Origin of the sequence: Ruania alba, from assembly GCF_900105765.1 — a bacterium.
Taxonomy (GTDB): Bacteria; Actinomycetota; Actinomycetes; order Actinomycetales; family Beutenbergiaceae; genus Ruania; species Ruania alba.
In genome coordinates, this window is sequence record NZ_FNTX01000002.1 from 2,175,838 (window position 1) to 2,194,225 (window position 18,388).

Sequence of the window (18,388 nt, forward strand, 5' to 3'; positions counted from 1 at the left end):
CCGGGGACCCCGATGCCAAACTGGCGACCATGACGAATCAGGAGAATCCGCGGCTCGGTGTCCAGCTCATGACCGTTCGCGGGGAGGTGGACCGGATCGGTCTGGACGGTGTCCTGCAACGTCTGGCCGAGATCGGTCTGTCGAACATCGAGATCTCGCAGGTTCCGCTCAGCGACGAGAACATGACCAGCTTCGAGCGGGCTCGTGGTGAGCGCGGTGTGGAGTACGCGGCGCTGTCGGGCACGATGGAGCCGTCCCGCGGGGCGAACCCTTCCCTGGTGGATTCCTATGACGAGGTAGTGGCTCACGCCCGGCGGCTCGGAGCCGACCGGATCAGGATCGGTATGCTGCCGGCGCTCGCGCTCCGGGACGCGCCCTCATTGCTGGCGTTCTGTCGGGAAACTGAGGTGATGGCCCGCCGCCTCGCCGACGACGGAATCCGGCTCTCGTATCACAACCACCACCTCGAGTTCGCCCGGTTGGACGGGCGCGAGGTGCTCGAGACGATCCGCAGCGAGGCGCCCAGCCTGTGGCTGGAGCTGGACGTGCACTGGGTGCAGCGCGGCGGCCACGATCCGGTGCGGACGCTGCAGCGCTTCGCCGGATCGGTCGACCTGGTGCACCTGAAGGACTTCCGCGTCTCCCTTCCACCGGCGGAAGCGTTCGACGCGCTCGCTGGCGGGGACCGGTCCGGGTTCGGCCATCACATGGCCCAGCCGGTGCAGTTCGCCGAAGTGGGGTCGGGCACCCTCGACTGGGCGGCGATCGTCACCGCCGGGGTCGAGGCCGGCGCCGCGCACCTGCTGATCGAGCAGGACGACACCTACGGCCGGGACCCGTTCGAGTCGCTGGCCTCCTCCCACGACCACCTGGTTGATCTGGGCTTCGGCGAGATGTTCTGAGGCTGTGCCGGGCACCCGGTGTAGGTGCCGGTCGTCGTCGTTGTGGTGGGCCGGTTGCGACGATGGGTGGCACCTACCGGGGGCGAGGGGTGCGGCTGGGTGCCGGTCGTCGTCGGGTTGGCGCGGTCGTTGCGACAGACCGTGGCACCTACCGGGGCGGGCGTGCGGCTGGGGGCCGGTCGTCGTCGGGATGACGCGTTCGTAGCGACGGACCGTGGCACCTACCTGGGGTGACGGCGTGGCTGGGTGCCGGTCGTCGTCGGGATAGTGGGTCCGTTGCGACAGACCGTGGCACCTACCCTCCGTTGCGACGGCGGGTGGCACCTACCGGGGGTGGGTCAGCGCGGCATCGCGCTCCAGCGCCAGGCGGCGCGGCCCGGGCCGGAGGCTCTCCCGAGCTGATGGGCACGGTCGGTCCATAGCGCTGTGTGCGTCCCGTCGTCGATCTCCTCGTGCGCGGCAGCGGCGCGAGCGGCGACGATCCCGGCGACCAACGCAGCCAGTTCGGCCTCGTCCGGTTCCCCCTTGACCACGCGTACCAGGTCCGCACCGATCTCGCCGAGCCCGGAGTAGTGGCCGTTGCTGTGGCTCGAACCGTTCTGCCCGGTCACAGCGGGATGTTCCCGTGCTTCTTGACCGGCAGCGAGGCCCGCTTGGTGCGCAGCGCCCGCAGACCCTTGACGATCTGCAGCCGGGTCTCGGACGGCTTGATCACCGCATCGACGTAGCCGCGCTGTGCCGCGTCCCACGGGTTCACGATCGCCTCCTCGTACTCACCGACCAGCCGCTCCCGCTCGGCCTCCACGTTCCCGCCGTCCTCGGCCACCTTCTTCAATGCCCCGCGCTGCAGGATGTTCACGGCCCCACTGGCACCCATGACGGCGATCTGCGCCGTGGGCCAGGCGATGTTCAGGTCTGCGCCGAGCTGCTTGGAGCCCATCACGATATAGGCGCCTCCGTAGGCCTTGCGGGTGATCACGGTGATCAACGGCACGGTGGCCTCGGCATAGGCATAGATCAGTTTGGCGCCCCGGCGGATGATGCCGTTCCATTCCTGGTCGGTGCCGGGCAGGAAGCCGGGCACGTCCACGAAGGTGAGCACCGGGATGTGGAACGCGTCGCAGGTGCGCACGAACCGGGCCGCTTTCTCCGCGGCGGCGATGTCGAGCGTGCCGGCCATGGACTGAGGCTGGTTCGCCACGATGCCCACGGGGTGGCCCTCCACGTGCCCGAACCCGACCACCACGTTCTTCGCATACAGCGGTTGCACCTCGAGGAACTCGTCGTCGTCGAGCACCGTTTCGATCACGGTGTGCATGTCGTAGGGCTGATTGTCCGAATCAGGCACCAGCGCGTCCAGCGCCTCGTCCTCCTCGGTCACCTCGAGGTCGGCGGGGGCGTTGAAGGTCTCCGGGTCCGTGAGGTTGTTCGTGGGGAGGTAGTGCAGCAGCGCCTTGACGTAGTCGAAGGCGTCGTCCTCGTCGGCGGCCAGGTAGTGGGCCACCCCGGAGCGCTCGTTGTGGGTGCGCCCCCCGCCGAGTTCCTCGAACCCGACGTCCTCACCGGTGACGGCGCGGATCACGTCCGGTCCGGTGATGAACATGTTCGAGGTCTGGTCGGCCATCACGATGAAGTCGGTGAGCGCGGGGGAGTAGACCGCACCCCCGGCACTGGGGCCGAGGATGAGGGAGATCTGCGGGATCACCCCGGAGGCGGCGACATTGCGTCGGAAGATCTCGGCGAACTGCGTCAGCGCCGCCACGCCCTCTTGGATGCGGGCGCCGCCGCCGTCGCTGATGCCGATCAGAGGCACCCCGGTGCGCATCGCCAGGTCCATCACCTTGGTGATCTTCTGCCCATGCACCTCACCCAGGGAGCCACCGAAGACCGTGAAGTCCTGCGAGTAGATGCACACCTGGCGGCCGTCGATCGTGCCGTACCCGGTGATCACGCCGTCCCCGGAGATGCGCTTGGCGCCCATGCCGAAGTTGGTGGACCGGTGTGTGGCGAAGGCGTCCAGCTCGGTGAAACTGCCCTCGTCGAGGAGAGCCTCGATCCGGTCACGGGCGGACTTCTTGCCCCGCGCGCCCTGCTTCTCGACGGCGATCTCAGCCAACCGCTCGGGGCCTTCCGTGGTGCGGTGCTCCAGATCGGCGACCTTGCCGGCCGTGGTGGACGTGTCGATTGCGGATTCGGAGGTGCTCACCTAGAGCACTGTAGTTGTGCCTGGTCGCCAAGCGCGTCACGCCAGGGTCTCGCATGAGCGTGTCGGATTTGTAGGGTCGCCACAACGACGGCGTCGCTCCGGGTCATAGTCGGACGGAGGCGACGATGCCGCGGGCCCGCCCCTCGGCGTCAGGCACGCTGCTGTGTCCCTCATAGACGGCGAGGAACGCCTCGAAGAGCGCCGCACCGGTCACCGTGCGCGCCAAAGCGTGGGTATCGACGCCCGAATCGACCCGGCCCAGGGCGATCTCGGCGTCGAGGTACGCCTGGACCTGGCGTGCCGGTGCGGTCGGTCCGGCGCCGAGACGACGCAGGCCGGCGCGGTGCGCGGTGAGCAGGTCGGGCGAGCCGAGGATCGACGCCGACATCGGGAACGACTCGACGTAGAAGTCCACGAGCCGGCTCACCAGAGTTTCCAGGTTCTGCCGCACCATGCGCGTGCCCACGAGTTCGTCCGGCTGGGGGAGCCGTGGGGCGCGCTCGGAGAGGACGCCGAGGAACAACTCGTGCTTGCCGGCGAAGTGCTTGTACAGCAGAGCCTCTGAACAGTCGGCCGCGCGGGCGATCTCCTTGGTGGTGGCGCGTGCGATGCCCTGCTCCCGCAGCACGGTGGCAGCAGCGTCGAGAATCCGGTCTCGCGTGCTCACGGGTGCTCCTCACTCTTGACTTCCGACATCGGTCGCACCAGTCTAGTGGTGAGTGAATACTTACTAACCCCCAAGGAGTGCAGATGAAGATTGCAGTCGTCGGAGCCAGCGGGCGCACGGGTGCCGAGGTGGTGCGCGCCGCGCAGGATCGTGGTCACCACGTGACGGCGGTCGTCCGGCAGCCGGCCCGCCTCGCAGCACTGCGGCCGGACGCCGTGGCGGTCGCGGACGGGCGCGACGTGGACGCGCTTACCGCAGCGTTCGCCGACGTCGAGGCCGTGGTCTCGTGCGTCGGACCGGTCAAGGGAGAAGATGAGCGGGTCCAGTCGGCCATCACCGAGGCCGTGCTCGGCGCGGCCGCTGACGCCGGTGTCCATCGATGCCTGGTCGTCACCGCGAGCGGGTGGGTGGTGGACGGCGACGATCCGCTCGGCCGCTACCTGGCCAAACCCATCCTTGCTCGAGTGTTGCGTGAGGAGAACGCGGCATTCGCCGAGACCGAGCGACTCGTGCACGCTACCGCGCTGGACTGGACGATCGTGCGGCCACCCATGCTCCGCGACGGTGCGCCCCGTGGTTCCTACCGCCAGCGGCGTGACGGCAACGTGCGGTGGCGCTACTCGATCCGGCGCAGCGATCTCGCGGTCGCGCTCTGCGATCTGCTGGCGGACCCGACGGCGGTCCGCACCGTGGTGTCCGTGGCCGCCTGACGAAGTCACCGGCCCGGCGTCCGCCTCGTGACACCTCCCCGATCGAATGGTGCAGTGCCGCAGGTGTGGTGGCACCCTGGTGCCATGGCCATCCGCCCGCTGGAGATCGTCGACGACGTCGGTTCCACCAATGCCGAGCTGCTCGCCCGCGCAGGTGCGAACCCCGATGACTGGCCGCACCTGTCCGCCCTGCTGGCCCGCCGCCAGCATGCCGGCAAGGGGCGGTCCGGGCGCACCTGGTCCACCGACGAGCACAGTGCGTTGACCTTCTCCATCCTCGTCCGGCCCGGGCGGCCGACCCAGGACTGGGGGTGGCTGCCCCTATTGGCGGGGGACGCCGTCGTGCAGGTGTTGCGTGCGGAGGGTACGCACGAGGTGCCGTGCGGACTGAAGTGGCCGAACGACGTCGTGCATCTGGGTGGCACGCAGGTGCTGCCCGAGTGGGGCTGCCTGCGCAAGGTGGGCGGACTGCTCGCCGAGGTCCTCCCGGACGCCTCGGGCGTGGTGCTCGGAATCGGGATCAATCTGGACGGCGCCGACCTCCCGGTGCCGTGGGCCGGTACGGCTGCCCAACTCGGCGTGACGGCACCGGCCGAGCGGCTCGCGGAGGCGATCCGGGACCAGCTGGCCGAGCTGCTCACGCACTGGGAAGCCGGTGCCGATCCGCACGGGGTGGTGGCGCCGGCGTGCCTCACCCTCGGCACCCAGGTCCGGATCGACCTCCCGGAGGGAGCCGTGCTCGAGGGAGAGGCGCTGGACCTGGAGCCCGACGGATCACTGCGGGTGCGCACCCACGACGGCAACGAACAGGTGGTGCTCGCCGGCGACGTCACCCACGTGCGCGCCGGCTGAGCACCCGACCCGGCCGCCTCAGTCGGCGATGCCGATGTACTTGGTCTCCACGAACTCGTCGATCCCAGTCAGCCCGCCTTCGCGGCCCAGCCCCGACTCCTTCACCCCACCGAACGGCGCCGCCGGGTTGGACACCACGCCCTGGTTCAGGCCCACCATGCCGGCCTCGAGCGCGTCGCAGACCCGCAGGCCGCGGCGCAGCGACTCGGTGAACACGTAGGACACCAGCCCGTACGGGGTGTCGTTGGCGCGGGTGATCGCCTCTTCTTCGGTCTCGAAGGTACTGACCGCAGCCACCGGGCCGAAGATCTCCGCGTGGGCGATCTCGGCATCGTCGGGGACGTCGGTGAGCACGGTGGCGGGGAAGAAGTGCCCGGTGCCGGAGATCTCAGGCACCCCGCCGAGCAGCACCTTGGCTCCGCCGTCAGCAGCCTCGCGCACCAGGCTGGTGACCTTCTCCACCGCACGATCGTCGATCAGCGGCCCGATCGTCACGCCCTCCTCGGTGCCCGGGCCCATCCGGCGGGCGGCCATCTCCTCGGTGAGGCGCCGGGTGAACTCCTCCGCCACCGAGGACTGCACGAAGATGCGATTCGCCGCCGTGCAGGCCTGGCCGATGTTGCGCAGCTTCGCCGCCATCGCCCCCGCGACCGCGGCGTCCATGTCGGCATCGTCGAAGACGATCAGCGGGGCGTTCCCGCCGAGCTCCATCGAGGTCCGCATCACCGTCTTCGCAGCCAGCTCCAGCAGGTGCTTGCCCACGCCGGTGGATCCGGTGAAGGACAGCTTGCGGGAACGCTCGTCCAGGATCAGCGGACTCATCGCCTCGTCGGCCTGGGAGGTCGTCACCACATTGACCACACCACCGGGCAGGCCGGCGCGGTGCAGGATCTCGGCGAGTGCGAGAGTGCTCAGCGGGGTCTGTGCGGCCGGCTTGATCACGCTCGTGCAGCCAGCAGCGATGGCTGGGCCGATCTTGCGGGTGCCCATCGCCATCGGGAAGTTCCATGGCGTGATCAGCACGCACGGCCCCACCGGCTGCTTGCTGATCAGGAACCGGGCTCCGCCCGCGGGGGCCGGCATGTGCCCGCCGTTCAGCCGCACCGCCTCCTCGGCGAACCAGCGGAAGAACTCGGCGGCGTAGGCGATCTCGCCCTTGGACTCCGCGAGGGGTTTGCCCATCTCCAGCGTCATGATCAGCGCGAGCCGGTCGACCTCCGCGTGCAGCAGGTCGAAGGCGCGGTACAGGATCTCGCTGCGGGCACGTGCCGGGGTGCGGGCCCACTCGGCCTGCGCGTCAGCGGCTGCGTCCAGGGCGGCCATCGCTTCGTCCGGGCTGGCGTCGGCCACCTCGGTGAGGACCTCTCCGGTGGCCGGATTCTCCACCGGCATGGTGCGGGCCGCGTCTCGCCAGGAGCCGCCGATGAACAGGCCGGTGGGTACGGATGCGATCGCTTCGGTGGGTGACATCGCCACGTCTTTCGCTCGGGGCTGGGAATCCGGACAGATCGATGCTATCAATGATTGTAGACAATCCGACAATACCTGCACGCATCTCTGGAGGACCCCGGTGACCCACCCCACGCAGCTCTCGCCCCATCTCAAGCAGGCCACCCCCGTGCTGGTCGATCACGGTGAGGGGTCGTACCTGTTCGACACCGACGGTCGGCGCTTCCTCGACTTCACCGCGGGGATCGGCGTGACCAGCACCGGGCACTGCCACCCGCACGTGGTCGCGGCCGCGCAGGCACAGGTGGCCTCGCTGATCCACGGCCAGTACACGACCGTGATGCACAAGCCGATGCGCGAGCTCACCACCAAGCTCGGCACCGTGCTGCCCGAGGGGCTGAACTCGGTCTTCTTCGCCAACTCCGGCAGCGAAGCGGTCGAGGCCTCGCTCCGGCTGGCGCGCCAGGCCACCGGCCGGCCGAACGTGATCGTGTTCCACGGCGGCTTCCACGGCCGCACCGTGGCCACCGCCACCATGACCACCTCCGGCACGCGCTTCTCCGCGGGATTCTCCCCGCTCATGGGTGGTGTGCACGTGGCGCCCTTCCCGACGGCGTACCGGTACGGCTGGAGTGAGGAGGAGGCCACGGACTTCGCCCTGGCCGAGCTCGACTTCATCTTCGCCACGCTGACCTCGCCGGCCGAGACCGCCGCGTTCATCGTGGAGCCCGTGCTCGGCGAGGGCGGCTACGTCCCGGGCAACACACGGTTCTTCCAGGGGCTGCGCGAGCGGGCCGACGAGCACGGCATCGTGCTCGTGATGGATGAGATCCAGACCGGCTTCGGTCGCACCGGGAAGTACTTCGGCCACCAGCACTTCGATGTGCGCCCGGACGTGATCACCATGGCCAAGGGCCTGGCCAGCGGCTTCCCGATCTCCGGGATCGCCGCCTCGGAGGAGCTGATGAGCAAGGCGTGGCCGGGCTCCCAGGGCGGCACCTATGGCGGGAACGCGGTGGCCTGTGCCGCGGCGGTCGCCACCCTCGAGGTGATCGAGAACGAGGGTCTGGTGGCCAATGCGGCCGAGCGCGGTACCCAGCTGCTGGACGCGGTGCGCGGCGTGGCCACGGACGCGATCGGCGACGTGCGCGGGCTGGGCCTGCTGGTCGGCTCTGAATTTGTCACCGCCGACGGCAAACCGGACACCGCCCGCGCCTCGGCCGCCCAGAAGCTCGCCGCCCAGAAGGGGCTGCTGCTGCTCACCTGCGGCGCGTACATGAACGTGGTGCGGATGATCCCGCCGCTGGTGGTCACCGCCGAGCAGGTCGCCGACGCCGTCGAGATCTGGACGGCGGTCCTCGCCGAGGTCTGACCCCCACCCACGCGAGTGCGGCCGATCTCGCTCACCTGCTGAGATATGAGCGAGATTGACTGCACTGGATCACCCACCAGTGCCCCGACGGCGGAACGCACCATCCGCCGTCGGGGCGCCGTTCGTACCACTAAGGAGGGCCCATGGCCCGCTTCATGACCATCACGCTGGACTCCCGTGGCGTCAGTTGTCGCGCACGCCTGCTCGAGGACGAGGCTCCCGGCAGTTGTGCCGCCGTCTGGGACGCCCTGCCGCAGTCCGGGGCGGCGCTGCACGCGAAGTACGCGCGCAACGAGGTGTATACGCTCGTGCCACGGCTGACTGCGGCCCCGCACCGGGAGAACCCGACAGTCACCCCGATCCCCGGTGACGTGTGCCTGTTCGACTTCGAACCGTGGGAGATCGGCAATCCCGCCTATGGGTACGAGACCGGTTCGGCTGCGCACGCCGAGCAGGGTGCCACCGACCTGGCGATCTTCTACGGCCGGAACAACCTGCTCATCAACGGTGACATGGGATGGGTGCCGGGCAATGTCTTCGCCACCATCACCGACGGCCTCGACGAGATCGCCGCCGCGTGCAACGACCTGTGGCTGCGCGGTGTCGAGGGGGAGACGCTCAGCTTCGCTCGCGCCGAGTAGCTCACCCCGCTAGCTCACCCCGCCGAACGCAACTGTATGCGGCGTTCTGGGCAGGTACTGCCGCACAAGGTTGCGCTCGGCGGGCTGGGGTGGCGGACTGGGTGTGGACACCGAGGGTGTTGACGCACCGGGGAGGATCCCTCTATGGCGCGAACGGAACTGGACGAGTGGGCACCCGACGTCGCCGAGTGGGCCAGGACGGAGGACTTCCCCCGACCGGTGCGGTGGGGTGAGGTCGAGGCAGCGATCCTTGCCCGGAAGCTCCCGCGTCTCCCGGAGGAGGTGTGGTGGGTGACGGCGATCGGTGCCGTGGGGTGGATCGTCGTCGTGCTCATGGCCCTGCCGACTTTCGGCGCGGCGGTGATCGGCCTGGTGCTGGCCGTCATGGGCACCATGTCGGACGGGGTCGCAGCAGAACCCTGGTACGTCGGTGCCCGATTCTTCTTCTTCATCGCCGCCGGCCTGGGCGTCTCTCTCTTCGTCGATTGGTGGCAGTCCCGCCGGCGTGCGGTGCTGCAGCTGGGGGCGAGCGCGCTCACCGCGGTGGCCTCAGGTGCCGCCTTCGCCGCAGTACAGGGCGACCCGCGGGCGGGCGTGTGGCTCCCGCTGCTGATGCTCGCGGCTGCCGTGGTCAGCGGGGTGGTCTTCGTGCTGGGGCTGATCTCGACGCCGGAAGGGCGCCCGAAGAAGCGCAAGCCGCCGCGGCGTGGCCCGAGGAGCTCCGCTCGACGGGATCGGGCACGGCGGGCGCGCGAGGGTGTGCTGGAGATCCTGGTGCGGCGCGAGTTGGTGGATGTCGACCAGGACGACCAGACCCGGCTCCGCGAGATGCCGCTGGGGTACTGGAGTGAGCTGGACGGCGTCGACGAGGCCGAGTGGCGTCGGATCCTCGAGCTGCGCCACGTCGGCTGGCGCGACTTCGACGCGAGCGACCGCTACCTTCCCTAGCAGCCCCCCAGCGCCGAGCGCAACGTGGTGCGGCATCTGACCGCGCAGACGCCGCACAACGTTGCGCTCGGCGGTGGGGTGGAGTGGGCGCACGGTGGGGTGGGCGCCGGGACGGGGTGGAGTCGCGCCGGGTGGGTTCGCCCTGGGTGGGCTCGCGCTGGGTGGGATGGGCTACCCGCTCGGCTCAGGCGGCCAGCACCTTCTCCGCGAAGCGCGCTACCGCGAGCACCAGGTCGTCGGAGTGCCGGGGCCCGACGATCTGTAGCCCCACCGGCAGACCGGCTGCCGTCGTCCCGGCCGGGATGGAGATCGCCGGCTGCTGGGTGAGGTTGAACGGGTAGGTGAACGGCGTCCACTGCGGCCACCGCTCCAGCCCACTTCCTGGCGGGACGTCCTGCCCCGCCTCGAACGCCGTGATCGGCATCGTCGGGGTGATCAGCACGTTGTGGGTGCGATGGAAGGCGCCCATCCGGATGCCGACATCCGCCGCTACGGCCCGCGCCTCGAGGAACTCCACCGCGCTCGCGGCCAACCCGGTGTCCCACACCGTGCCGAGCCCGGGATCGACCCCCTCCCGTGCCCCTGGCATGGTGTTCAGCAGGGTGGCGGCACCGGCGGCCCAGAGCAGCTCGAACGCCTCGAGCGGATCGTCGAACCCGGGATCCGCCTGGGTGACGGCCAGCCCGGCATCGTCCAGCAGCCGCACCGCGCGATCGACCACCGACGCCACCTCGGGGTCCACCTGCGCAAAGCCGAGAGTGGGTGAGTACGCCACCTCCAGCCCGACGACGTCGCGGGTGACTTCCCCGCGATAGGTCGAGCGCGGCGGCTCCAGCGCCGACGGGTCCCGGTGGTCGGGCAGGGCGAGGATGTCCATCAGCAGGGCGGCGTCGTCCACGGTGCGCGTCATCGGACCGGCGTGCGCCAATGGGCCGAACGGACTCGCCGGGTACAGCGGGATACGCCCGTGAGTCGGCTTGAATCCCACGACCCCGCAGAACGAGCCCGGAATACGGACCGACCCTCCACCGTCAGTCCCCACCGAGACCGGCCCCATCCCAGCCGCCACGGCCGCGGCGCCACCCCCGGAGGACCCGCCGGCGGTGAGCCGAGGATCCACCGGGTTGCGCGTGATGCCGAACCGGGGGCTGTCCGTCGTCGCCTTCCAGGCGAGCTCGGGGGTAGTGGTCTTGCCGAGGAAGACCATGCCGTCCTCCCGCAGCCGCGCGGCCACCGGAGAGTCCACCTCCCACGGTTGGTCCGCCTTGACCGCCGCCGAGCCACGCAGGGTGGGCCACCCGTCGGTGAGGAAGATGTCCTTGATGGAGATCGGCACACCGTCGAGCAGGCCCTTGACATGCCCGGAGCGCCACCGATCCTCGGACTCGCGAGCCATGCTGAGTGCCCGCTCGCCGTCCACCAGGCAGTAGGCGTTCAGCTCGGAGTTGCGAGCCTCGATCGCCTCGAGCGCCGCCGTGGTGGCCTCCACCGGGCTCAACTCACCCGCGCCGTAGGCGGTCACGGTCTCGACGGCGGTCATCTCGTTGGGGTTCACCGTTGGCTCCTTGAGGTGGGGACGTAGCCCAGCTGGGTGTCGACGACGTTCAACAACTCCCGATCGGACCGCCACCGGGTGAGGTTCTCGGCGAAGAGCCGATCGAGCTCGTCTCGCCAGCCTTGCACGTCTCCGGACTGATGGGCAGTGATCGAGACCCCGGGCATCGTCCACAGCGGATGATCGGAGGGCAGCGGTTCCGGATCGGTGACGTCGAGCACGGCACCGGCGATGCTGCCCTGCTCCAGGGCGGTGACCAGATCCGGGGTGTGGACCAGCTCGCCACGCCCGACGTTGATCAGCCGGGCGTGCGGCGCCATCGCGGCGAAGGCGGCGGCGTCGAACATGTGCCGGGTGGTGGGGGTCAGCGGTGCCACCGCCACGGCCCAGTCGGCTTCGGCCAGGCCGCCGTGCAAGTCGTCGGTCACGGTGCCGAAGTCCGGGTCGTCGGTGATCACCCGCCGGCCGGCGCCGCTGACTTCCATCCCGGCGGCGCGCAACAAGCGGGCGATCGAACGGCCGATCGCGCCGGTGCCCACCACCACCACGCGCTTGCCGGCTACCCGGGTGGACTCGCGGTGCCGCCAGGTGCGCCGATCCTGGTCCGCCCAGCAGGCCCGAAGATTCTTCGCCTCGGCGAGGATCTGACCCAGCACATACTCGGCGATCGCGTCGTCGAACACCCCGCGCGAGTTCGTCACCGTCACCTCGCTCGCGATCAGATCGTCGAAGAGCACCGGGTCCACTCCTGCGGCGGCCACGTGCACCCAACGCAACGCGTCCGCCGTCGGCCATGCCCCGCTGAGCGCGTGACTGAGGAAGTGGTGCAGATAGAGCACCTCCGCCCCGGGCAGCGCATCTGCCAGGTGCTCCTCGTCGGTGAACCGCACGGGCACCTGAGTGGCCAGCTCCTCGAGTGCGGGGGAGGAGGGCGGCTCGCCCTCGTGAAGGACGACGACAGCAGTGGGTTCCGACACATTGACAACGTATGAGCGGGTCGTACTATTGTCAACAATCAGAATCCGGGTCCGACGGTGCGAAAGAGGCCGGTATTGGAACTGAACGGCATCGAGTTCGACGGGCCGCTCGCCCAGCGTGGGATCGGAATCATCGCGCCGTTCGACCTGGCCCTGGAACGAGAGTTGTGGCGCTGGTGCCCGCTCGAAGTGAGCCTGCACCTCGCTCGCACCCCTTTCGAACCGGTGCCGGTGAGCCTGGAGATGGCCGCGCTCGTCTCGGACGCCGCGCACCTCAAGCGCGCCACGCGTGACGTGCTCGGGGTGGAGCCCGAGGTGGTGGCCTACCTGTGTAACTCGGGCAGTTTCATCAACGGACTGGCGTACGAGCGCAGTCTGTGCGAGGCCATCGAAGAGGCCGGTGCGCCCTCGGCGCTGACCACCTCCGGTGCCCTCGTGGAGGCGATCCGCGCCCTGAACCTGAGCAAGATCAGCGTGATCACCCCTTACGACGAGCCGCTCACGCTCCGCCTGCATGCCTTCCTGGCCGAACTGGGTGTGGAGGTGGTCCGCTCCAACCACCTCGGGCTCGGTGGCGGCATCTGGAAGGTGAACTACCGCACCGTGGCCGAGCGCATCATGGAGGCGGACGCCCCCGACGCCGAGGCCGTGTTCGTCTCCTGCACGAACCTGCCCACCTACGACGTGATCGACCCGCTCGAGCGCGCGCTTGGCAAGCCGGTCCTCACCGCCAACCAGCTCACCATGTGGGCGTGCCTGGAGCGGATGGGCCTGCCGCTGATGGGGCCGGGGCAGTGGCTACGCTCTGTCTTCGGCACCGACAGCACTGACAGCACCGGCGAGCCGGGCAAGCACCCCGCAGACACACCCGCACCAGGAGGGGAACACCCGACATGAGCCAGACCGCCGTCGGATTCATCTACCCCGACCACGCCGCCGAGGATGACTACCCCTACGCCGCTGAGCTGCTGTTTGCCTCCGGTGAGGTGCGCCTCGAGGTCACCCACATCTACGGCACCGACCTGCACGCCGTCCCTGAGCTGCTTGACCTCGGCAGCCCGGAACGGCTGGCCGCCGGCGCCGCACAGCTCGCCGGGCTGCGTCCGCAGGCCGTGGTCTGGGCCTGCACGTCCGGCAGCTTCGTCTACGGGCCCGACGGCGCACGCGAGCAGGTGCGCCGGCTCGCCGTGGCTGCTGGGGTCCCCGCCTCCAGCACTAGTTTCGCGTTCACTCGCGCCGCGCAGTCCCTCGGCCTGGAGCGGGTGGCCGTGGCAGCGAGCTACCCACAGGACGTGGCCGGCCTGTTCGCCGAGTTCCTCGGTGCTGCCGGTATCGAGGTGCTCGAGATGGCCGGTGCCGGGATCGACACCGCCGCTGAGGTGGGCACGCTGGAGCGTGAGGCGGTGCTCGACCTCGCGGCCGCGAACGATCGCCCCGAGGCCGAGGCACTGCTCATCCCAGACACCGCGATGCACACGCTGCGATGGATCCCCGACCTGGAGGAACGCCTCGGAAAACCCGTGCTGACCGCGAACCAGGTGACCATCTGGGAGGGCCTGCGACTGGTGGGCCACCGCGCCGCGCACCCGGCGCTGGGCACCCTGTTCGGAGCGTGAGCCGATGCTTCCCGACCCGTCCCCAGCCCACCGGCTCTCCACCGCGGAGCTGATCGCCGAACAGCTCCGCGCGGCCATCATGAACGGCACGCTCGCCCCGGGTGAGCAGCTCGGCGAGGCCGAGATCGCCACCCGGTTCGAGGTCTCCCGCGGCCCCGTCCGGGAGGCCCTGCAACGCCTCGTCTCGGAGGGGATCGCCCGCAGCGTGCGCCACCGCGGCATCTTCGTGCCCGAGCTCGACCTCGCCGACATGATCGACGTCTACCGGTCCCGCGCGGTGATCGAACGAGGTGCGGGCAGGATCATTCTCGACGGCGACCGCGACGCCGCGTGGCGCATGCTGGCCGAGCCAGTCGAGACGATGGCCCGCGCCGCCGAGCGCAGCGACCCGACAGGTGTCTCGAACGCCGATCAGGCCTTCCACGAAGTGTTCGTGGACGCCACCGGGAGTCCACGCCTGATCCGAGCGCTGCGCACGCTCCTGGTCGAGACCCGCATCTGCCTCGGCGAGCTGCAGACGACCTATCCGGACCTGCGCGAGCAGGTGCGCGAGCATGAACTGTGGCGTGAGACGGTCCGCACCGGCTCGCCCGAGGAGATGGACGCCGTCATCGATGCCCACCTCACCGATGCGGTACAGCGCCTCGAGGACAAGCTCGCCTGAGACGCGATCCGGGGTGCCGAACCCCTCCGCGCGCAGATCGCAGATCGTGGCGACCGAACACCAGCGACCGGCCCGGATACCGGCGCGCGTCCGGATCGAGCGACTACCCTCGGCGGTGTGAGCGAGCGCAACGATCCGGACCTCTCGACGCTTCGGCGGCACGAGGAGCGTCTCCTCGGAGGACCCGGGGTGATGACCGTGGCCGAGTTCGCCGCTGCCGCCGAAGTGCCCGAACACGTCGTGCGCACCTACTGGCGTGCACTCGGCTTCGCCGACGTGCCCGCCGCCGAGCACTGGTTCACCGACGCCGACGTGACGGCGCTGCGCTCCCTGGTGGACGTCGTGACCGAGGGCGGCATGAGCCTGACCACGGCTCAGGACCTGGTGCGTGCGCTCGGGCACTCGATGGACCGCCTGGTGCTGTGGCAGGTGGAGGCGCTCGTGCAGGATGCCTCCACGCGATTCGAGCTGGACGACGTCAGCGCCCGGCTGGTGGTGCTGGACCGGCTCGTGGAGCTCAGCCCGCTGCTGCGTGAGCAGCTCGACTACGCGTGGCGACGCCAGCTGGCTGCACTCCTGGGCCGGATCGACAAGGACGTCTCCCAGTTGGGCAACGAGACCCCGGACCCCGGACAGCTGCCGCTGGAACGCGCCGTCGGGTTCATCGACATCGTCTCCTACACCACGCGCGCAGCGGATCTGGACCCGGCGGCCCTGGCCACTCTGGTGCAGGACTTCGAGACCGCTGCACGTGACGTCGTGGCCCAGACCGGCGGCCGGGTGGTGAAGACCATCGGTGACGCCGTGCTGTTCGTCGCCGATGATCTGTTCACCGGCGTGCAGGTGGCCACCGACCTGGTCACCACGATGGAGGCACGAGACTTGCCGGTGCGCGGGTCGGTGGTGTGGGGGCGCGTGCTGTCCCGATCAGGGGACATCTTCGGGCCGGTGGTGAACCTGGCGTCCCGGCTCACCGATATTGCCGGGCCCGGCACCGTGCTGATGGACGACGTCTCAGCCGCGCTGCTCGAGGGCGGGCCCGGTGCACGCGACTTCACTCTCGAACCGGTGGACTGGCAGTCGGTCCCTGGCCTGGGCGAGGTGCACCCGGTGCGGGTGGCTCGTACGGTCTGAGGGCCGACGGGCCGTCCATTCCGGAGAGTCCGCCGCGGGACTCGCACCCGATCCACAGATGAATCTGGCGCTGGTGGCCCTACGTGGCATTAGCATGGCCGTGTGACCCGAGTTCTATTAGCAGAAGATGACCCGGCCATTGCCGAGCCGCTGGCGCGGGCGTTGACGCGTGAGGGGTACGAGGTGTCGGTGCACGGGACCGGCCGCGGGGCGATCGATGAGGCTTCCCAGGCGGACCTGTTCGTGCTCGATCTCGGACTTCCGGACATGGACGGCCTCGACGTCGCCCGGTGGATCCGGAACCAGGGGCTGACCACACCCATCCTCGTGCTCACCGCTCGTGCGGACGAGGTGGACCTGGTGGTGGGCCTGGACGCCGGCGCCGACGACTACGTGACCAAGCCCTTCCGGCTTGCCGAGCTGCTCGCACGGGTGCGGGCGCTGCTGCGGCGTGCCGGCTCGGACGGGGTGGATGAGGAGGAGATCTCCGCGCAGGACGTGCGGGTGGACGTCTCCGCGCACCGGGCGTTCCAGGGGGAGCGGGAGCTTCAACTCACCGCGAAGGAGTTCGAGCTGCTGCGGGTGCTGGTCCGCGAGGCCGGCTCGGTGGTCTCCCGCGACGCGCTGATGCGTGAAGTGTGGGCCTCCGACCCGACCGGGTCCACCAAGACTCTCGATATGCACGTCTCCTGGTTGCGCCGCAAGCTCGGCGACGATGCGAATGCGCCGCGGTACGTCTCAACCGTGCGGGGGATGGGCTTCCGGTTCGAGGACGGGGTGAGCTGACCTGCGCAGACGCGTCCTGACGGCCACCATCGCGGCCGTGACGGTCGCGGTTCTTCTCCTCGGCGTGCCCATGGGAATCTTCGGTGCGCTGATGGTGCAGGACAGCATGAAGCAGAACCTCCGCGTGCGCACCGAGTCGGTGACGCGCAACGTGGAGACCCGGATCGGGCTGAACACGCCGATCGACCAGGAGTTCCTGGACCGGTGGGTCGATGCGGACTCAGGGACCCCGGCCCGGATCACCGTGGTGCTCACCGATGGGACCGAGATCGTTGCCGGGCCAGACGTGGGTGGCCCGGACGACGTCTTCGCCGCCGTGAGCACGTCCGCCTCCGGCGTTGAGGTGCGGCTCGAGATCAGTGCCTCCTTGCTGTTCTGGCGCGGTGCGCAGGTAGTCATCCTGGTGGTGCTCGCCTCGGTGGTGGCGTTCGCGCTCGCCGCGGTGGTGGCACACTGGCAAGCCCGCCGACTCGCGGCCCCGCTGATCTATCTGGCCGCTAGCGCCGAACAGATCGGTTCCGGTCAGGTGCGCCCGCGGATGGAGATCTCCGGGGTGGAGGAGATCGACCTGGTGGCGGCCGAGCTGGTCCGCACCAGTGACCGGATGGCGGGCCGGATCGCGGCCGAGCGCCAGTTCGCGGCGAACGTCTCGCATCAGCTGCGCACGCCGCTCACTGCGCTCTCGATGCGGCTGGAAGAGATCCAGCTGCTCAGTGAGGACGAGGAGGTCCGCAACGAGGCACGGATCTCCTTGGAGCAGGTGGAGCGCCTGGTGCACGTGGTGGATGACCTGCTCAAGGCCTCCCGGAAGGCCGACGGCGGAACGACCGAGGCACTGCACCTGGACGAGGTCTTCGCCCAGCAGGAGGAGGAGTGGGCGCACACCTATGAGCGAGCCGGGCGCGTGGTGGAGTTCTCCGGTGCTTCGGACATCTCCGTCTTCGCTACCCCGGGAGCGCTCGCGCAGGCGCTGGCGACGTTGTTGGAGAACTCTCTCAAGTACGGGGAGGGGACCACCTCGGTGCGGGTGCGCCCGTCCAAGTCCGGCGCCGACACCGGTGTGGTGATCGAGGTGGCCGATGAAGGCCCCGGGGTCAGCGATGAGCTGGCGCCACGGATCTTCGAGCGACACGTGACTGCGGGCCGCGGGACGGGGCTTGGTCTGGGCCTGGCACGTGATCTGGTCACTGCCGACGGCGGCCGGCTGGAGCTGGCGCAACGGCGTCCGCCCATCTTCGCGATCTTCCTGAACGCGGTACCGAAACGGCTGGATCCGGACGTGGTGCTGCCACCGGGGTCCCTGGTGGTGGTCGGCCGGCGGCGCCGCCGCCGCTAGGAGCGGTCGGCCGCCGAGGCTTCGGCTTCGGCAAGGTTGTGGTCGGAATCAGCGCCGGAAGCGACCACAACGTTGCCCGAGGGGCCCGTGAACACCCAGTACCGGTAGGCCAGGTACCGGAAGGCGGTCCCGAGCACGAGGCCCACCCCGTTGGCCGAGATGTTGTCCGCCAGCGGCGAGGTGAAGCCGAGCAGATAGTGCGAGACGGCCAGGCAGCCGACGGCGATCGCCATCCCGATCACATTCACCACCGCGAACTGCACGAGCTCCTTGCTCCGCGCTGCCGGTGTCTCCGCGCTGCGCTTGGCGGCGAACGCCCAGTACCGGTTGCCGAGCCACGCCACCAGCACGGCCACCGAGACCGAGATGACCTTCGCCGTCAGGGGTTTGTGGCCGAGGATCTCGCCCGGGCCGAACCGCAGCAGGTTCATCAGTCCCGTGTCCACGATGAAGGCGATGAGCCCGACGGTGCCGAACCGGAGCAGTTCACCGAGCCAGGTGATCAGGCGCGCGAGCGGGCGCGACTGGCTCCGGGAGGTGCGTGCGGTGGACTCGGTCACCGAGTCAGGATAA

General features: G+C 69.7%; 19 protein-coding genes. 12 read left to right on the top strand and 7 right to left on the bottom strand.

Annotated elements, in window-relative coordinates; genetic code table 11:
* Window positions 1–29 precede the first annotated feature (29 nt).
* Window positions 30–902, top strand: a complete 873-nt coding sequence (locus BLU77_RS20080; RefSeq protein WP_089775097.1) for a sugar phosphate isomerase/epimerase family protein — start codon at window positions 30–32, stop codon at window positions 900–902.
* Window positions 903–1,240: 338 nt separating this feature from the next.
* Here BLU77_RS20080 and BLU77_RS20085 read toward each other — a convergent pair whose 3' ends face one another.
* The 3 genes from BLU77_RS20085 to BLU77_RS20095 form a co-directional block, all read right to left on the bottom strand.
* Entirely contained in the window at window positions 1,241–1,513 is a 273-nt protein-coding gene (locus BLU77_RS20085; protein WP_217632519.1) for an acyl-CoA carboxylase subunit epsilon, read from the bottom strand.
* A complete protein-coding gene (locus BLU77_RS20090) occupies window positions 1,510–3,108 on the bottom strand; it encodes an acyl-CoA carboxylase subunit beta (protein WP_245708964.1) in 1,599 nt (532 codons plus the stop codon). Before BLU77_RS20090 ends, BLU77_RS20085 begins: the two co-directional genes overlap by 4 nt.
* Window positions 3,109–3,211: 103 nt before the next feature.
* Window positions 3,212–3,775, bottom strand: a complete 564-nt coding sequence (locus tag BLU77_RS20095) for a TetR/AcrR family transcriptional regulator (RefSeq protein WP_089775099.1) — start codon at window positions 3,773–3,775, stop codon at window positions 3,212–3,214.
* 83 nt (window positions 3,776–3,858) lie between these two features.
* Between BLU77_RS20095 and BLU77_RS20100 the strand changes: the two genes are divergently transcribed.
* Together BLU77_RS20100 and BLU77_RS20105 are read left to right on the top strand one after the other, a co-directional pair.
* Window positions 3,859–4,485, top strand: coding sequence for an NAD(P)-dependent oxidoreductase (locus BLU77_RS20100; RefSeq protein WP_089775101.1), 627 nt, complete (start codon window positions 3,859–3,861; stop codon window positions 4,483–4,485).
* Window positions 4,486–4,569: 84 nt separating this feature from the next.
* The gene (locus BLU77_RS20105; RefSeq protein ID WP_139177866.1) at window positions 4,570–5,337 is read left to right on the top strand and encodes a biotin--[acetyl-CoA-carboxylase] ligase; all 768 of its coding nucleotides are present in this window, start codon (window positions 4,570–4,572) and stop codon (window positions 5,335–5,337) included.
* 18 nt (window positions 5,338–5,355) lie between these two features.
* Here BLU77_RS20105 and BLU77_RS20110 read toward each other — a convergent pair whose 3' ends face one another.
* Window positions 5,356–6,807: an NAD-dependent succinate-semialdehyde dehydrogenase gene (locus tag BLU77_RS20110; protein WP_089775104.1), complete on the bottom strand. Its 1,452-nt coding sequence runs from the start codon at window positions 6,805–6,807 to the stop codon at window positions 5,356–5,358.
* A gap of 100 nt (window positions 6,808–6,907) precedes the next feature.
* Here BLU77_RS20110 and BLU77_RS20115 point away from each other — a divergent pair, with 100 nt between their 5' ends.
* From BLU77_RS20115 to BLU77_RS20125, 3 genes are all read left to right on the top strand, one after another.
* Window positions 6,908–8,158, top strand: coding sequence for an aspartate aminotransferase family protein (locus BLU77_RS20115; protein WP_245708965.1), 1,251 nt, complete (start codon window positions 6,908–6,910; stop codon window positions 8,156–8,158).
* A gap of 143 nt (window positions 8,159–8,301) precedes the next feature.
* Window positions 8,302–8,799 (top strand): DUF3830 family protein, encoded by a 498-nt coding sequence (locus BLU77_RS20120; RefSeq protein ID WP_089775106.1) that lies wholly within the window; start codon window positions 8,302–8,304, stop codon window positions 8,797–8,799.
* A 144-nt stretch (window positions 8,800–8,943) separates the two neighbouring features.
* Entirely contained in the window at window positions 8,944–9,747 is an 804-nt protein-coding gene (locus BLU77_RS20125; protein ID WP_089775108.1) for a hypothetical protein, read from the top strand.
* A gap of 184 nt (window positions 9,748–9,931) precedes the next feature.
* On the opposite strand, the gene BLU77_RS20130 is transcribed toward BLU77_RS20125, so the two are convergent.
* Window positions 9,932–11,302 (bottom strand): amidase, encoded by a 1,371-nt coding sequence (locus BLU77_RS20130; RefSeq protein ID WP_089775110.1) that lies wholly within the window; start codon window positions 11,300–11,302, stop codon window positions 9,932–9,934.
* Entirely contained in the window at window positions 11,299–12,279 is a 981-nt protein-coding gene (locus tag BLU77_RS20135) for a D-2-hydroxyacid dehydrogenase (protein ID WP_089775112.1), read from the bottom strand. Before BLU77_RS20135 ends, BLU77_RS20130 begins: the two co-directional genes overlap by 4 nt.
* 75 nt (window positions 12,280–12,354) lie before the next feature.
* Here BLU77_RS20135 and BLU77_RS20140 point away from each other — a divergent pair, with 75 nt between their 5' ends.
* From BLU77_RS20140 to BLU77_RS20165, 6 genes are all read left to right on the top strand, one after another.
* The gene (locus tag BLU77_RS20140) at window positions 12,355–13,176 is read left to right on the top strand and encodes a maleate cis-trans isomerase family protein (RefSeq protein WP_175477252.1); all 822 of its coding nucleotides are present in this window, start codon (window positions 12,355–12,357) and stop codon (window positions 13,174–13,176) included.
* Complete coding sequence (locus tag BLU77_RS20145) at window positions 13,173–13,895, top strand: maleate cis-trans isomerase family protein (protein WP_089775114.1); 723 nt, start codon at window positions 13,173–13,175, stop codon at window positions 13,893–13,895. Before BLU77_RS20140 ends, BLU77_RS20145 begins: the two co-directional genes overlap by 4 nt.
* A 4-nt stretch (window positions 13,896–13,899) precedes the next feature.
* On the top strand, window positions 13,900–14,559 hold the full coding sequence (locus tag BLU77_RS20150; protein ID WP_089775115.1) for a GntR family transcriptional regulator: 660 nt from the start codon (window positions 13,900–13,902) through the stop codon (window positions 14,557–14,559).
* 117 nt (window positions 14,560–14,676) lie between these two features.
* Complete coding sequence (locus BLU77_RS20155; RefSeq protein ID WP_089775117.1) at window positions 14,677–15,693, top strand: adenylate/guanylate cyclase domain-containing protein; 1,017 nt, start codon at window positions 14,677–14,679, stop codon at window positions 15,691–15,693.
* 102 nt (window positions 15,694–15,795) lie between these two features.
* Window positions 15,796–16,479 (top strand): response regulator transcription factor, encoded by a 684-nt coding sequence (locus tag BLU77_RS20160; protein WP_089775119.1) that lies wholly within the window; start codon window positions 15,796–15,798, stop codon window positions 16,477–16,479.
* A 37-nt stretch (window positions 16,480–16,516) separates the two neighbouring features.
* Complete coding sequence (locus tag BLU77_RS20165) at window positions 16,517–17,815, top strand: ATP-binding protein (RefSeq protein ID WP_342741481.1); 1,299 nt, start codon at window positions 16,517–16,519, stop codon at window positions 17,813–17,815.
* Here BLU77_RS20165 and BLU77_RS20170 read toward each other — a convergent pair.
* Window positions 17,812–18,375: a GtrA family protein gene (locus BLU77_RS20170; RefSeq protein WP_245708966.1), complete on the bottom strand. Its 564-nt coding sequence runs from the start codon at window positions 18,373–18,375 to the stop codon at window positions 17,812–17,814. The genes BLU77_RS20165 and BLU77_RS20170 overlap by 4 nt on opposite strands.
* Window positions 18,376–18,388 lie beyond the last annotated feature (13 nt).